Genomic DNA, 15,754 nt, shown 5'->3' on the forward strand with positions numbered 1-15,754 from the left:
GCATTGTCGATTACAGAGTTGCCCAATCGTCTTTATAGTAAGGGAAGAGTTGTGGCAGCTAATTGCCCTTAAGTGATCTTCCCCATGAGAAGGGAAACAGTAATGCGATTTATGTTCATTGTCAAGGCGACCGGGTAATCGGAAGCAGGGGTAAATTGTAGCCGCTCCATCCAAGCTCAACCGGGATAAGGATAACGTATCCAACGGATAGTGGAAAACCGGAATTACTAGTCGGTCCGTTTCCGGTAGATCAAGAGCTTATTGCGGAGTATACCGTAATCGAGGTCAACTCAGAAGTTGAGGCGCTCAATTGGGCTCTACAGATACCGGTTTGGATTGGTCGAGGCGAGTGTAAAATCGAAGTTCGGAAGCTGAAATTGGATTGGGGTTTCTTACGAGACTTAGGAACTCTGGTCATGGAAGCCGATTTAGAGGACCAACTCAACATGCTAAAAAAGTTTTTTCCTTTGTCGATTTCACCAATGTATATTCGTCGTATTTATAGAAGGACAAATTAAAATGGAATGGTTGTTGAAAAATGGGAGCACAATTAGGGGGCAATTCTGCAAAATAAGTGCAGTACCACTTCTGCCTAACGATTTACCATTATCGGGCGCTTTAATGACATAAGGATCACAGAAATGATCGAACTTTATTTCAAAATTACAACAAAATGTTTGTTATCGTAAAAAATAATCGTTGCCAAGTAAAATAACTTGTTCTCTGGGCAAATATAACTGTTTCCTAACACGAGTCGAAATTGGATTATCCATCCAGTTCTCCTCGTGTTCTTTGTTTTAAAAAGCGAGGAAAAATCCTGAAAAGAGCCTGAGAAAGGCATGAATAAATGCGGGAGTAAAAGCCCGATAAAGCAACGATTTGAAGAAAGAAAGCAAGAAGAAAAGTGAGAAAAAGGCAGGAGGAAAGGCAGGAAAGGCAAGGAATTGGGTAAAAGGGCGAGGGAACGATTTGAGAACTACATCCACTCAACCAACGCCCCGAATCCCTTGATATATCAGGACTTTTCTCGATTCATCATTCCGTTTATTTTCCCGAATTCCAGCGCTCCCAATGTTTTCCCAGCTTTTACATCAAACTTATTTGGAGGGGGAAAAGTGAACTAAATATTATTATTATATTCACAATAGTGTGCGTCATACAGTATAATAAAAATAGGAGTTGATCAAATGACTGATGTGAATGAAACAATTAACGGTTTGTTAAGCGAACTGAGGCGCGGGACAATCGTCATCAGTGTGCTCAGTCAATTGTCCAAACCACAGTATGGATACTCTCTTGTTCCGGTATTGGCTGAGAAAGGGATACCCGTTGATCCAGGCACCCTGTATCCATTGTTGCGAAGGTTGGAGAAGCAGGGACTGTTAGAGAGTAAATGGGACACAAATGAAGCACGCCCTCGGAAATACTATTTACTTAGCCCGTTTGGAAGGAAAGTTTATGCGGGATTATGTCGGGAATGGCGCAAATTAATTATCAGCATGGAAGACATCATTGATGACAATGAAGGGGGATAAGAAGATGGAGATCATTGATCGTTATATTTATGCGGTAACACAACGTTTGCCTGAACAGCAGAGGGCGGATATTAAGCAAGAACTGCTTGGATTGATCGAAGATATGCTGGAGGAGCGGAGTTTGGCTGGCCAAGCGACCCAAAAGGATGTGGAAAGTGTATTACTTGAACTTGGTCATCCTAATGCATTAGCTGCGAAATATCGTGGATATGATCAGTACTTGATCGGTCCAATGTTGTTCTCGCCATATATTACCACGCTCAAAATATCTCTTATCTCAATAGTCATTACTATGACTATTTTGTTTGCGATTGATATGATCATGGAACCTCTAGAAATTCTTGCACATTTCACAAGTTATCTCGTATCCCTGATGACGATAGTAGTCCAAGGTTTTTTCTGGGTCACAATCATATTCGCATTGATTGATAACTATCACCAGAAGAATGCCGCCGTCATAAACAACAACAGTAAAGGGTGGAACCCGTCTGATTTGCCGCAAATCCCCGATATAAAAAAGCAAATCAAAATGAGTGAACCGATTACAGGCATCATCTTTACAGTGTTGTTTACAGTGTTATGTGTATACTCCATTGATCTGCTCGGCATATGGAGGTTTAATGACGGAGTGCGGATAAACATTCCGTTTTTGAATGCAGACGTATTCTACGACTACTTGCCGATGATATGGATAATTGCCGCACTTGGCATCTTAAAAGAAAGCATCAGAATCATCATGCGCCAAAGAACAGGTAAAATGCTAGCGTTTCACATCGTAATATCGGTTGCATCTACAATATTAGTATGCGTCATGCTTGCCAATACAGCCATTTGGAATCCTAATTTCATCACACAGATGGAGTCAGCAGGACTCTTGTCCGTCGGTGGAGAAGGATATGACGCAGTTGTATCGATATGGAATGGAATATCTGATGGACTCATTTATATCATTGCATTATTCGCATTAATCGACATCGTATCCGAAACGTATAAATGGTACCGTGCAAAAACTTTCGCATGAAAAGTTACATCATTCAAAAATATTTTTTTGTTATTTAGAGCCAAAAATTTCTTGGAATCAGCCTATGATTACCGATCACGGCATATATATTATTGGCTAAAAATAACTGTTCCCTAACACGAATGAAATTGGATTCCTCATCCATTTCCCATCGTGTTTTTTTGTATTAAAAAGTGAGGATATATTTAACAACTACAGTGGTCTCTTTAAAAAGCTTTATATTCTAATTTAACTGCATGTCTCCAAAATGGATCACCTTTATGAAGAATAAGAAATGAAGCTTCCGGCCGATTCATGCTATTATATAAATTATACAAAGTATGAAAATTATACAAATTGAATAGTGGTTTGGGGGAAAATAATTGAACTTGGGGAGAAGGGAATTCGCGCGAAGTGTGTCATTTCGATGGATCGTATCGTACGCCGTGATCTTATGCATACCCGTCATTCTTAGTATAATAATATATAGCCAGACTCGGGGGATCGTACAGTTCGAGATAGAACGGGCGAGCAGCGCGATGCTACATCAAGTGAAATATATTGTGGAAGGTGAGTTGCAACAAATGGAGAGTCTAGCTACGCAGCTATCCATTCATCCAGAAGTTCGTAGCTTGTTGGCTACGCCAGTTAATGAGAGCGCTTACCAGATTTATAAGATGAAACAAGAGCTGAACAAATTGTTATCCACGAACGATTTTATTAAGGATATTTATGTTTATTCAAAACCTCTGCAGTCGGTACTCTCCAGCGAAACGTATGTAAAGGCGCGGCTGTTTTATGAGATGAAGCATCAGACGCAGACGTTCACTTACGAGGATTGGGTTGAGTTGATAACCCAGGATCAGTCGGGAAGTTATGTGTTGATTCCGGTCGAGAACCAAGGAAAATTCGCATATACACCTACATATATTCGGTCGTTGCCAATACAAACGGGGGGCGATACGTCGGGTAAGCTTCTCATACCGCTTAATACCGAGAAAATTATGACCATGCTCGCAAACATCGATTGGGTGAAGCAAGGGCAAGTGTTCATTATGGATACGAACGGACAAATTTTGATTAGGAACACCGAAGAAGGGACAATCGAGCCTTCTTCGTACAAGGCGTGGACGGAACACAGGTCGGGCGCCTTTACTGATTCGTTTCAAGGAATCAAGTCAATGATTACGATCGAGTCATCAGATATAACGGGATGGAAGTACATTAGCGTATTTCCAACCAACGTCTTCTGGGAGCGTGCCGAGGCCATTCGGACGATGAACATACTCGGGCTATTACTTTGCTTTGCGATTGGCGGCGCGGTAATTTATTATTTCGCTCGTAAAAACTATGATCCGGTACGACAATTGGTGAACGTCTTTTCCCGAAGTTCGTTGCGAGAGAATAGACCGGACTTGGACGAATATACGTTCATTCGGAGAAGTGTGCTTGAGACAATTCGAGAGCGGGATGACATAAACAATAAACACGTACAACAGCTTCTGGTATTACAGAATTACTATCTAGGAAGGCTACTGAAAGGTCAGACAGATCGGAACGTCCCATTGAAGGAATTGGCGAAAGTGCACAATTTACCTTGGACAACCGATCATTTCGCAGTACTGTTGTTCTATATTGATAGCAACGAGGGGGATATAAATGATCTAGCCTTGTCGCAGTTTATAGTGTCCAATATCGTCAAAGATACTGTAGGCAGGCACTTAACGATACATTTCGCAGACGTAGACGGTATGCTTGCGGCGGTTATAAATATCGATCCCGATCGCACGGAGCAATGGAAGGAAGATATAGAGGATGATTTAGCGCAAGCTTATGAATTCATCTCGTTTCGATACAAGCTTAGGTTCACGTCGGTGGGGAGTGAGCTACAAATCGGGTTGAATGGTGTACATCAGGCTTTCCTTCAAGCCTTAGAAGCCCAAGAATACCGTATGGTGCTAGGGGAAGGGATGTTGATCTGGTACGGGGATATAAAACCGAGCGAGAGCAGTTATTTCTTTACTGTGAACGATCAGATGATTCTGATCAATTACTTGAAAGCTGACGAGTTCGAGAAAGCGAAGCATATGATCGACAACGTCATACAACACGCATTCCAGAAGGAAATGTCTCATGAAATCGCGAAGTGCGTCCTCCTTGACGTAGCGACGACACTGATCAAGACGATTCCTGACCAAGATCAAGCTGGCATCGCGTGGGATGAATGGCGCCCGCTCAAGCGACTGTTGTCATGCTCGACGAAGATGGAATTCCGTCAAGAGCTTCTTGATATATTTGATCGGGTATGCCATGTGATCCGTAGCAAGCAGAACGGACAGACGAGTGCCGGAATCGGTGAGAAAGTAACCAAGTTCGTGGAAGAAAATTTCAGCGACAAAAACCTAAGCGTATCGCTGATCGGAGATCAATTCCGACTGACGCCACAGTATGTATCCCGATTGTTCCGCGAACAGATGGGGCAGGTGGGCTTGCATGACTTTATTAGTCAAACCCGCGTAGAAGCTGCCAAAGTACTCTTACTAGAAGGGGCTAGCATCGATGATACCGCTGCTCGGGTTGGATTCGCAAGCAGTCATGCGTTTATTCGTGTATTCAAGAAATACGAAGGCATCACGCCCGGAAAGTACAAGATGATCCAATAAAAAGTGCAACAAATAAAGGAGGCAACTTTACCATGGAAGCGCGAAATTTCGGTTTGCTGAGGATGAGTTGGATCGCGATCGTCGGATTAACCATATTCACGGCTGGATGCTTCGGAGGGAATAGCATGGAAGAGAGCTCATCGACAAAGATACACACAGAGTCTACAATTTCGGGAAGCAATGATCCCGCAACGACCAGAGAACCGTTCGAATATCCTATGCAAGGACTTCCGGAACTGACGTTAATGACAGAATTCCCCGACATGGGGATGCCGAATGAGGGTCCTATCGATGAGGAATACGAGAAAAGAACTGGCATCGCGATTAGACATCTCGGTGGTGTCCCTATGCAGGATAATAAATTCAATTATCTCCTTGCCTCTGGAAACTTACCGGATATCTTTATGAATAACTGGCTTCAATTTCCGGGAGGACCCGAGAAGGCGATCCAGCAGGGGGATATTATGCCTCTGAACGAAGTCATCGATAGGTATGCGCCGAATTTCAAGCGTGTACTCGAAGATAACCCCGAGATCGATAAAATGGTGAAGACGGATAGCGGCATTTATTACGCGTTCCCATTCATTCGCTCGGAAGAGGGCAAGGTGTACGGTGGACCGATCATTCGCAAGGATTGGCTTGACGAGTTGAAACTCCCTATCCCTACGACGATCAATGAGTGGTACAAGACCTTGAAGGCATTTAAGGACAAGAAGGGGGCAACGGCACCGTTGACGTTCCGAACCCTATTCTTGGGTGAACGAACGGCAGGTTTCGCTGGAGCGTTTGGTGTCATGGGGAATTTCTACGTTGAAGACGGAAAGGTAATTTACGGTTATCTGGAACCGGAGTATCGTGACTATTTGGAGACGATGAGCAAGTGGTATCGAGAAGGGTTGATCGATAAAGATTTTGCTGTTCTGGATTTGGAATCCGTGGACAAGAAGATGTCTTCTGGATTAAGTGGTGCAACAATCGGCTGGTTTTCTTACATTGAAAAATATAACCTCGCGGCGCTGGACAATGACTCTACAGCTAGATATACGGCAGCACCTTATCCGACGTTGAGAGAAGGGGAGATTCCTAAATTTGGACAGCTTGATAACGCATATGCAGGTACCAGTTCGGCTGCGATCAATGCCACGACGAAGAATCTGGAAGCGGCAGTTCGGTGGTTGGATTACGGGTATTCGGAAGAAGGGAGTCTGCTCAACACGTTCGGCATTGAAGATGTAACGTATACAATGAAGAATGGCCATCCGGTGTATACAGATTTGGTCGTAGAGAATTCAGACGGAATATCAAGTGACCAAGTGATGCTTCAATACGCGCACCAAACGAACTTCCCGATGATCCAACGCTATTCACAATTGGAGTGGAGGTTCGAAGAAACGAATCAAGCTATAGAAGTTTGGAGAAACACGAAACACGAAGACTACTTGCTGCCGCCAATTACGCCAACGTCAGAAGAAGCCAGTGAGCTATCCACTTTGATGGACGGGATCGACGAATACGTAAAAGATTCGGAGCTCCGAATTATCCTGGGTGTGGATTCCATCGACGCTTACGACGATATGGTGAACCAACTGAAGTTGTTGGGGATTGAACGGATATTGGAAATTAAACAAGCGGCATATCAACGATATGTAAATAGATGACCTCTAAGCACTTGGAGGTCGTCTTTTTTGTATTCCATAACGCCTGATTCAGGAAAATGTCACTTCGTTTCAAGATATCACTCGTAGTTTTCTCGATATCGTACATCATATTCGTTTTTGAACATTGATGGCCAAGGATGTTTTTCGATACATTGTTGGAGCAACATGATTACTTGGCAGAGATCGAAGACGCAACTAATGAAAGCGATTACAATTTTCGTAAGGAAGTGATGATGGAATGGCAGCTCATACGCAAGATAAGGCTGTAAATACAAGTTCGCTTTGGAAACATGTAAAAAAGGAATGGAAGCTTTATTCGTTTCTAGTCATACCGGTAATCTACTTCATCATCTTTAAGTATGCGCCGATGCTCGGTAGCATTATCGCTTTCCGGAAGTATAGAGGCGGACCGAATATTTTCGGTTCGGAATGGGTCGGGTTCACGTATTTTGAGATGTTTATGAAGGATCCGACTTTCTGGAGAGCCTTCTTCAACGATCTTAGCTTAAGTGTCAGTTACCTTCTGGTTAAATTCCCCATTACCTTGCTGTTCGCGTTATTGCTTAATGAATTGCGGAGAGTCAAGTTGAAGAAATTTGTCCAAACGGTATCGTACCTTCCCCATTTCATCTCAATGGTCATCGTGGCGGGGATGGTTAAGGAGATGGTTTCCTTATCGGGACCGATTAACTATGTATTGTCTTCACTCGGTTTCGAGAAGATTTCATTTATCTCATTGCCGGAATGGTTTCCAACGATTTATGTCACGTCCGGCATTTGGCAAAGTCTCGGATGGGGAACGATTCTTTATTTGGCGGCGATGACGGGCATTAATACGGCGCTCTATGAAGCAGCTAAGATTGATGGTGCAAACCGATTACGATTGGCGATGCATGTTACGATTCCCGGAATTCTGCCGACGATCATGGTTCTCTTGATCTTGGATATCGGTAGCATCTTGGGTTCGAATTTCGAGAAAATCTTGCTTCTGTACAATCCTCTGACTTATGAAACAGCTGACGTCATCTCTACATACGTCTACCGAATGGGGATTACTGGCGGTAACTTCAGTTATGCGACGGCAGTAGGGCTGTTCGAAGGTGTAATCGGATTGATATTAGTGACGATCGCTAACCAAGTATCGAAGAAGACTACGAAATCAAGCTTGTGGTAGAAAGGAGTCGATCTAAGTGAAACGAACGCCAGTGTTTAACACTTTCAATATTATAAACGGATTATTCATGATACTGATTGTCTTCTTTACCTTATATCCGTTCGTCTATCTTGTGGCGCAGTCCTTCAGCTCTGAAGCCGCCATTTATGCCGGCAAGGTGACGTTCTTTCCAGTCGAATTTACGACCAAGACGTACGAAGTCATATTGAGCAAGCCTGATTTCTTCCTATACTACTGGAATACGATTGTTTATTCAGTGGTAGGTACGTTTATCGCGGTAGCCGCGACGGCAGTCATGTCCTATCCGCTATCAAAAGATAGACTGCGGCTTAATAAATTCTTCATCCCGTTCGTACTGTTTACGATGTATTTCGGCGGTGGTCTCATTCCGAACTATATCCTGGTTGCGAAAGCATTAGGCATGAGAGATACGATCTGGGCTATTGTCATCCCGGGGGCGATCAGCGCCTTTAATGTCATTCTGATGAAGACGTTCTTCGCCGGCATACCTCACGAATTGGAAGAAGCGGGACGAGTCGATGGTCTAGGTGTATTCGGAATTTTTACAAGAATTATACTTCCTTTATCGAAGCCGATATTGGTAACGATTATGTTGTTCGTTATGGTGGGCATGTGGAATAACTGGTTTGGACCTTCACTCTATTTGCAATCGAAGGATAAATGGCCGGTTGCCTTGTATTTGAAACAAATTATCGACAACGCGGTCAGTCCAACCGAAATCGGAGCCTCGTCTGATCAGACGAGTCAAATTGCGGCAAGCGTCAAATCGACGGCTATGGTTCTCACCTCGTTGCCAATTATTTGCATCTATCCTTTCGTGCAGAAGTATTTCGTGCAGGGGATGATGATCGGAGCTGTCAAGGGTTAATCGATATAATCGGAGGGGCTAAGCCATTTCCGTTATATATAAAATACAAGTACTGATAAAGGGAGGCAGGAGTATGAACAAATTCAGTAAGGTGGCATTCATGGTAATGCTGGTATTGATGGTAGTATTGACGGCATGTAGCTCGTCTGGAAACGAAGGTGCTTCCAAGAACGAATCGCTCACACCATCAGCTAATACAGATTCAAAAGATGAGACGGGTGCAGCATCAGATTACACATTCGGGGAAGATCAGACGTTCCACTCCAATGAAGCGGTATCTTACTCCATGATGTATAGTGACCATGAGAACTATCCTTATAAGGAGGACTGGAGACTTTGGAGCGCCATTCAAGAAAAAACGAATGTAACATTCGACTTGTCCACCACGGCTAGAACGGAATATGAAAATCAAAAGTCTTTATTGGTGAACAGCGGAGATGCGCCTTACATTATCCCTAAGACTTATGATGAATCCGCATTCGTGGCGTCAGGTCAAATTGTATCTGTCAGCGATTGGGTGCAATACATGCCGAACTACATGAAAGCCGTAAAAGATTGGGGTATGGAAGAGGATCTGAAGGCTAAGCTGAAGGAAGACGGGAAATATTACGTTCTTCCAGGTATGTGGGAGGTTGCAGGCGGTGGATATTCCTATATCATACGCAAAGACGTTTTTGAAGCGGCGGGCGTAGATGTTGAGGGACAACAAGCGAATTGGACTTACGATGACTTCGCTGCAGCGATGAAACAAGTTAAAGATTTTACCGGTAAGCCATATGTATTCTCTGATCAATTCAAAGGTGATTCCACCTTGAACATCGCCGCAGTTCAATATGGTGTCACAGCCGGTTGGGGAGTATCCAATGGTATGGTCTTCGATCACGAGAAGCAGCAATTTACATTTGCCAATGGATCGGATGACTTCAAGAATTATCTTGGGTATTTCAATAAGCTTGTAAACGATGGTATTATGGATCCGGAATCTTTCACACAAGAAGACGATGTAGCACAAGCTAAGTTTTTTAAGGGAGATTCCTATGTGATTAACTCCAACTATCAGCTATTATCAGATTTCAAGTCCAAGATGCAAGAACCGAACAGTGAACTGTACATGATTACTGTTCCCGGTGGACCGAAGGGCATGAGCCAAGTTGAAACTTCCCGTCTAGAGAATGGTATTATGATCAGCCAGAACGCACTTGATGATCTCGGAGAAGAAGAATTTATCAAGATGCTACGTTTCGTCGATTGGTTCTGGTATTCCAACGAAGGACAGACCCTCAGCTTGTGGGGAGTAGAAGGCGAAACTTATACCAAGGATGCAGAAGGAAACATCGTGCTTAATTCGGATATCTATTTCAACGGATTGAACGAAGGTGCAACGAAGCAATTAAACGTTGATTATGGATTCGGCAACGGGATGTTCGCATACGGGGGTAACGCAGAGTTGAAGATGTCAAAAATGTCGGAAGGCGAGAGGGACTATGTGAATCGCATCCAGACGACTCGGGAGCCTCGCAAGCTACAACCACCAATCATGGCTACACCTGAGGAGACCGAACAGATGAATCTCATCGCGACTCCACTTATAGATTACGTGAAGACGATGACATTAAAGTTCATTACCGGTCAAGAAAGCTTCGAAAAATGGAACGAATATACAGCACAGGTCGAGGCGAATGGCAGTACGCGCTTTACGGATATGGCAAATGATATTTTCCAAAAGACTAAGAGCTTGTTAGGTTATTAATTCTGATTATTGATTCTTTAAAAACTAGGCTAGGTATGTGTTCTTCTAAAGAAGGATACATGCCTAGCCTTTTTATCAACCGAATGGAGAAAGTCATTGATAATGTAAGCGTAAGGCAATATACGTTTGGAAAGAAGCTTCAGTATCACAACTAATTTTTCTATTCAATTTTTGTAGGCATGATCCGATATAGGTTAAAGGAATGCCTAATGTTAAGAAATCAAAAGTTGAAGGAAGTGACATCATGAGTGAAAAAAAAGGGATTTTAAACCGAATTCGTAATATGTCGTTGACTATTAAATTACCGCTATTGATCAGTCTATTAGTAGTTATCGTACTATTGGCTTCATCCATAGTTTTCTACAATGTAGGATCGAAATTGCTATTGCAAAAAAGTAAGGATGAAATCACAGCAAATGCTGATCGGATTGGAGAAGGGCTGTATACAGCTGTTCAACTTCAATCGGAGGCTGCTTACCTAAGTTCGAATCATAGTACATTTCGAGATATATTGAAACTCAGAGAGCAAGGTACAATGTCGGATGCTGATTTCTTGTCAGCAAAAAATCCATACTTTAATAAGGCAAATGAAACATTAACAAGTAGCTTTCAAGGTACAAACGGTACGGATTCATTTTTACTAACGGATTCCAAGGGACTAATCGTTGCAAGTAGCAAAGCCGAGACCATTGGAACTTCACGCTCAGATCGTGAATATTTTATTGAAGCATTGAAGGGTAAAGCCTTTATCAGTGATGCGATAGTTTCGAAGAGTAGCGATAAACTACTGATTGCCTTCTCGCAACCAATTAAAGACGAAAAGGGAAATGTGATTGGGGTATATGCTTCTACTGTAGACAGTAGGTTTTTTACTGATAAATTAGGAGATATCAAAATCAATGCCGAGGGACAGATTGAAATCTTGAGCCGTGGTGGGACAGTGCTTTTCAATTCATTAGATGATTCAAGAGTCGGAGTGAAATTGGAAGGAATGGATGAAGCACTTAAGGAAAGGGCAACTGATAAGGTGATCCAAGCGGATACAGATCTTGGGACGGAGTATCTCCGATTCAACAAAATTCCCAATGCAGATTGGATGGTTTCTGTCATAGATAGTTACGAAGATATTAATCGACCTATCCGATCAATGCTCATGCAAATAGTTCTTATCACGGTTCTAGCTATCACAGTTGCTGTGGCTTTAGGAATTTTACTATCACGTTATATCAGCAAACCGATCATTAAGCTCACCCAATTATTCAAACAGCTTGCTTCTGGGGATTTGACAGTCAATGCCAGTGGTAAGTATGACAGTGAATTTAAAGATTTGGCAGATAGTTTCAATAGCATGGTTGATCATAATAAAGAATTAATTTCAAATATGAATAAATTCATTTCAATTCTAAATATCAGTACAAATGAATTAGATGTTACATCTAAACAAACCGCACAATCGGTTAACGAAACCTCGGTAACATCAATGGAGATTGCTAGGGCGATGGAATCACAATCTCAAGATACGGATCAGATCGTAGACAAATTCTACGGCTTTGGAGAGAAATTTGTGGCAATGAATGATAAAGCTCAATCAGCGAAGGAAAGAGCCGAAGCGATTGTGGAAGTATTCCTTGTCAGTAATCAAGTCGTTGAGAACCTAATACAGATCAATGACAAGAATGAAGAAGAGGTTCACAAAATTTCAGTAATAACATTAAAACTTCAAGAAAGTTCAGCTAATATTAGTAAGATTACGGAGGCTATCAGCGAAATAGCTAACCAAACGAACTTACTTGCACTCAATGCATCTATTGAAGCTGCGAGAGCTGGAGAACATGGTGCTGGGTTTGCGGTTGTCGCCTCTCAGATTCGCAAACTTGCTGAACAGAGCTCGAAGCAATCCAATGAAATCAATGCAATTGTTCAACAGAACCTTATGTTTGTAGCGGAAAATAATGAGAGTGTAAATGAAATTCACAGTATTTCCGTTAAACAAGATGAGTTTGTTGGTCAAACGCAACAAGCATTTACAACGATCTTAGAGAATGTTACCGAAATAACGGAACAAATTAAGGCAATGGCTGATGATCTGTCTGATTTGGAGAAGGATAAAGACGAAGTTCTTGAGACGGCACAGAGCCTTTCAGCTTCAGGAGAAGAGGTATCTGCATCAGTAGAAGAAGTGACAGCAACGATGCAGGAGCAGTCGACAACTGTACAACAACTTGCTGACATGGTGGAGACAATAGGACAACTGACGCATGAGCTTGCTCTAGCGGCTTCCAAATTTAAACTTCAATAAAGTTGAACAGAGGTATTGTGTTTAACTGCAAGATAATTGAGCGACTTCACGATATGAAAGAGGCTGCCGAGATGATCTCGGCAGCCTCTTTTTATTAGAAGCCGTAATAAAACTCCAAATATTTCTTATGAGTTAGCATGAAAATCAATGTCTTTCTTGAATTTAGGACATATGTCCTTCCCAACACACTAGGAAATATCATTTAATGAAATAGAGAAACTTAATCGGGGAGAGAGACAATGTTAGGGATTATATTTGCATTTTTGGGTGGAGCATTTATTACTTTACAAGGTGTAGCGAACGCACGGATTAGTCAAGATATTGGGACATGGCAAGCGGCAACAATAACGCAGTTAACCGGCTTTATTGCTGCAATGGTTATTATGCTATTCGTCAGAGATGGGAGTTGGCGCAGGTTTAAGCTAGTGAATCCGTTATATTTAAGTGGTGGAGCATATGGAGCGATCATCATTTTTACGGAAGTCACAGCCATTCAGCAGATTGGTGTTACGATGAGTATATCTGCCCTAATGATTGCACAGTTGGGAATGACCTTTCTAATTGATATCAATGGATGGTTCGGTGTGGAGAAGCAGACCATGAGGATGCCACAGTTCATTGGGTTCGGAATGATGATCGCTGGTGTAGTAATTCTAGGGATTTGATCGTACGAATGGATTAGATTAACGTATAGGTAAAAGGCTGGAGATGAGACTTAGCAATGGAAGAAATAAAGGATCGTGAACTGATGGATTCATATTTATATGAACATCACTTGGAATCCGTATTTAATGAACGATTACTCCCATATATGACGTTGTATAGCTTTGAGCAAGGAGAATTCATCTGCTCTCAAGGAGATCCTTCACAAATGCTATATGTACTAGTGAAGGGGAAGGTGAAGATATATACCACTTCGGTGGATGGCAAAACACTTATTCTCTCTTTTAAGAAGCCCCTAGAGGTCATTGGAGACATTGAGTACGTCCAGGGGATTAACATTATCAACACGGTTGAGGCAGTATCATCAGTTAGTATGATCGGTATTCATCATCGGTGGTTGAAGAAATATGGAAATGATGATGCACCATTGTTACAATTTTTACTGAATATCATCACTCGAAAGTTCCAGATTAAAAATAATACGTTGAGCTTCAATCTGATGCATTCGGTGGAAGTGCGGCTGGCAAGCTATATATTGTCTGTCTCCTTCGATGAATCCGATTCGCTATTTCATGGGGAGACCAACACCATTAATATAAAAGATGCGGCGAACTTTATTGGGACTAGTTATAGGCATTTGAATCGGATCATTGGACAGTTCTGTAATGAGGGTCTGATTGAACGTACCAAAGGGTTCATTCTTGTGAAAGATATAGAAAGATTAAGAACACTATCCACACATAATATCTATGAATAGACTTCATGGATCATAGAATAAGATCCAGCAAATAGAGGAGTAAAGGTAATGATTATAGGATTAGTATTGGCGATTATCGCAGGTTCACTAGTAAGTTTACAAAATATTTTCAATAGTAAGGTTAATGAACGAGCGGGATCATGGGCGACGACTACGTTAGTTTTAGGAATGGGATTCATAGCTTCACTGGTGATCGGTCTGATCTTTGAAGGGCAGAATATGTTTACGTTGCAGAATATGCAGACATGGTACTGGTTCAGTGGTTTGATTGGAGTAGGTGTAGTGATCTGCATGGTCCAAGGAATGAGATTGCTTCGCCCTACATATGCGATAGCGATTGTTCTAACATCCCAGCTCGGGTTTGCGTTAATATGGGACTCACTAGGTTGGTTAGGTCTGGAGAGGGTTCCTTTTACCCCGCAACAGTTAATTGGTGTATTAATTATCGTAGGTGGCATTTGTATATTTAAATTAGGTGGTGGACGTGAGTCTAAGAAGTCGAAGTCGCCTAACATGGGTTAGAGATACGTTGAGGACATGGAGTGATCATAGTGAAGAAATATCGAACGTTATTATTTGATGTAGATAATACATTATTGGATTTTGGTGCAGCAGAGGACTTGGCGTTATGCTTACTTTTTGAGGATCAAGGAATTCCTTTAACCACTGAAATCGAAGCACAATACAAGAGAATCAATCATGGTCTGTGGAGATCCTTTGAAGAAGGAAAGATAGATCGTGATGAGGTAGTGAATACTCGGTTTGCTATTCTTTTTCAGGAATACGGACAAGAGGTAGATGGATCCTTACTAGATAAGAAATATCGTAGCTTTCTAGAAGCGGGGCATGATCTAGTTGATGGAGCCTTTGAATTGATATCGGACATACAACATAAATACGACCTATATATTGTTACTAATGGTGTTTCGAAGACTCAGCATACACGATTACGCAATTCAGGCTTATATCCGTTATTTAAAAATATTTTTGTCTCAGAAGATACGGGTTACAATAAGCCAATGAAAGAATATTTTGATTATGTTTTTGCGCGAATTCCTAATTTTTCTGTGGAACATGGATTGATTATCGGGGACTCCTTAAGTGCGGATATTAAAGGAGGACAGTTAGCTGGTATAGATACTTGTTGGTTCAACCCTGGTTTGCAACCTAATGTCACTGGCATTGTGCCAACTTATCAAATACAAAAGCTTGATGAGCTGTATCGCATTCTAAACGTTAAAAAAGAATAGGTAACTATAATGACAATTCAGCCTTTTATCCTTATGGAGGCTGTGTTTTGTCATATTAAAAATAATCCTGCCATTCGTATTTACATGTGTACATTTAGTACCTAATTAGCTTTTAT

General features: G+C 41.9%; 12 protein-coding genes. All 12 read left to right on the top strand.

Translation table 11 applies throughout. The annotated features are described in order from the left end of the window. The first annotated feature begins 1,187 nt into the window (after positions 1-1,187). The 12 genes from LPB68_RS15175 (at position 1,188) to LPB68_RS15230 (ending at position 15,638) form a co-directional block, all read left to right on the top strand. Complete coding sequence (locus LPB68_RS15175) at positions 1,188-1,535, top strand: PadR family transcriptional regulator (protein WP_068656911.1); 348 nt, start codon at positions 1,188-1,190, stop codon at positions 1,533-1,535. Positions 1,536-1,539: 4 nt separating this feature from the next. Continuing rightward, positions 1,540-2,556 carry a hypothetical protein gene (locus LPB68_RS15180; RefSeq protein WP_068656910.1) on the top strand — a complete coding sequence of 339 codons (1,017 nt, stop codon included), beginning with the start codon at positions 1,540-1,542 and terminating at the stop codon, positions 2,554-2,556. A 518-nt stretch (positions 2,557-3,074) separates the two neighbouring features. Next, positions 3,075-5,198 (top strand): AraC family transcriptional regulator, encoded by a 2,124-nt coding sequence (locus tag LPB68_RS15185; RefSeq protein ID WP_237087894.1) that lies wholly within the window; start codon positions 3,075-3,077, stop codon positions 5,196-5,198. Between the two features lie 32 nt (positions 5,199-5,230). After that, positions 5,231-6,856 (top strand): extracellular solute-binding protein, encoded by a 1,626-nt coding sequence (locus LPB68_RS15190; RefSeq protein WP_068656906.1) that lies wholly within the window; start codon positions 5,231-5,233, stop codon positions 6,854-6,856. Between the two features lie 238 nt (positions 6,857-7,094). After that, positions 7,095-8,030, top strand: coding sequence for an ABC transporter permease (locus tag LPB68_RS15195; protein ID WP_068656904.1), 936 nt, complete (start codon positions 7,095-7,097; stop codon positions 8,028-8,030). 67 nt (positions 8,031-8,097) lie between these two features. Continuing rightward, positions 8,098-8,919: a carbohydrate ABC transporter permease gene (locus tag LPB68_RS15200; RefSeq protein WP_418303839.1), complete on the top strand. Its 822-nt coding sequence runs from the start codon at positions 8,098-8,100 to the stop codon at positions 8,917-8,919. 73 nt (positions 8,920-8,992) lie between these two features. Continuing rightward, a complete protein-coding gene (locus LPB68_RS15205) occupies positions 8,993-10,669 on the top strand; it encodes an ABC transporter substrate-binding protein (protein ID WP_068656901.1) in 1,677 nt (558 codons plus the stop codon). Positions 10,670-10,913: 244 nt separating this feature from the next. Next, complete coding sequence (locus tag LPB68_RS15210) at positions 10,914-12,968, top strand: methyl-accepting chemotaxis protein (protein ID WP_082865653.1); 2,055 nt, start codon at positions 10,914-10,916, stop codon at positions 12,966-12,968. A 239-nt stretch (positions 12,969-13,207) separates the two neighbouring features. Then, on the top strand, positions 13,208-13,633 hold the full coding sequence (locus tag LPB68_RS15215; protein WP_068656899.1) for a DMT family transporter: 426 nt from the start codon (positions 13,208-13,210) through the stop codon (positions 13,631-13,633). Between the two features lie 56 nt (positions 13,634-13,689). Continuing rightward, positions 13,690-14,388, top strand: coding sequence for a Crp/Fnr family transcriptional regulator (locus tag LPB68_RS15220; protein WP_068656897.1), 699 nt, complete (start codon positions 13,690-13,692; stop codon positions 14,386-14,388). 48 nt (positions 14,389-14,436) lie between these two features. Then, entirely contained in the window at positions 14,437-14,910 is a 474-nt protein-coding gene (locus tag LPB68_RS15225) for a DMT family transporter (protein ID WP_068656895.1), read from the top strand. A 29-nt stretch (positions 14,911-14,939) separates the two neighbouring features. Next, positions 14,940-15,638 (top strand): YjjG family noncanonical pyrimidine nucleotidase, encoded by a 699-nt coding sequence (locus LPB68_RS15230; RefSeq protein ID WP_068656893.1) that lies wholly within the window; start codon positions 14,940-14,942, stop codon positions 15,636-15,638. Positions 15,639-15,754: the final 116 nt, after the last annotated feature.

The sequence above is a fragment of the Paenibacillus crassostreae genome, from assembly GCF_001857945.1.
Classification (GTDB): domain Bacteria; phylum Bacillota; class Bacilli; order Paenibacillales; family Paenibacillaceae; genus Paenibacillus_AQ; species Paenibacillus_AQ crassostreae.

What these genes read in the sequence shown, in the direction of transcription:
- LPB68_RS15175 (WP_068656911.1), top strand. Translation starts at nt 1,188, where the DNA reads ATGACTGATGTGAATGAAACAATTAACGGTTTGTTAAGCGAACTGAGG.
- LPB68_RS15180 (WP_068656910.1), top strand. Translation starts at nt 1,540, where the DNA reads ATGGAGATCATTGATCGTTATATTTATGCGGTAACACAACGTTTGCCT.
- LPB68_RS15185 (WP_237087894.1), top strand. Translation starts at nt 3,075, where the DNA reads ATGCTACATCAAGTGAAATATATTGTGGAAGGTGAGTTGCAACAAATG.
- LPB68_RS15190 (WP_068656906.1), top strand. Translation starts at nt 5,231, where the DNA reads ATGGAAGCGCGAAATTTCGGTTTGCTGAGGATGAGTTGGATCGCGATC.
- LPB68_RS15195 (WP_068656904.1), top strand. Translation starts at nt 7,095, where the DNA reads ATGGCAGCTCATACGCAAGATAAGGCTGTAAATACAAGTTCGCTTTGG.
- LPB68_RS15200 (WP_418303839.1), top strand. Translation starts at nt 8,098, where the DNA reads ATGATACTGATTGTCTTCTTTACCTTATATCCGTTCGTCTATCTTGTG.
- LPB68_RS15205 (WP_068656901.1), top strand. Translation starts at nt 8,993, where the DNA reads ATGAACAAATTCAGTAAGGTGGCATTCATGGTAATGCTGGTATTGATG.
- LPB68_RS15210 (WP_082865653.1), top strand. Translation starts at nt 10,914, where the DNA reads ATGAGTGAAAAAAAAGGGATTTTAAACCGAATTCGTAATATGTCGTTG.
- LPB68_RS15215 (WP_068656899.1), top strand. Translation starts at nt 13,208, where the DNA reads ATGTTAGGGATTATATTTGCATTTTTGGGTGGAGCATTTATTACTTTA.
- LPB68_RS15220 (WP_068656897.1), top strand. Translation starts at nt 13,690, where the DNA reads ATGGAAGAAATAAAGGATCGTGAACTGATGGATTCATATTTATATGAA.
- LPB68_RS15225 (WP_068656895.1), top strand. Translation starts at nt 14,437, where the DNA reads ATGATTATAGGATTAGTATTGGCGATTATCGCAGGTTCACTAGTAAGT.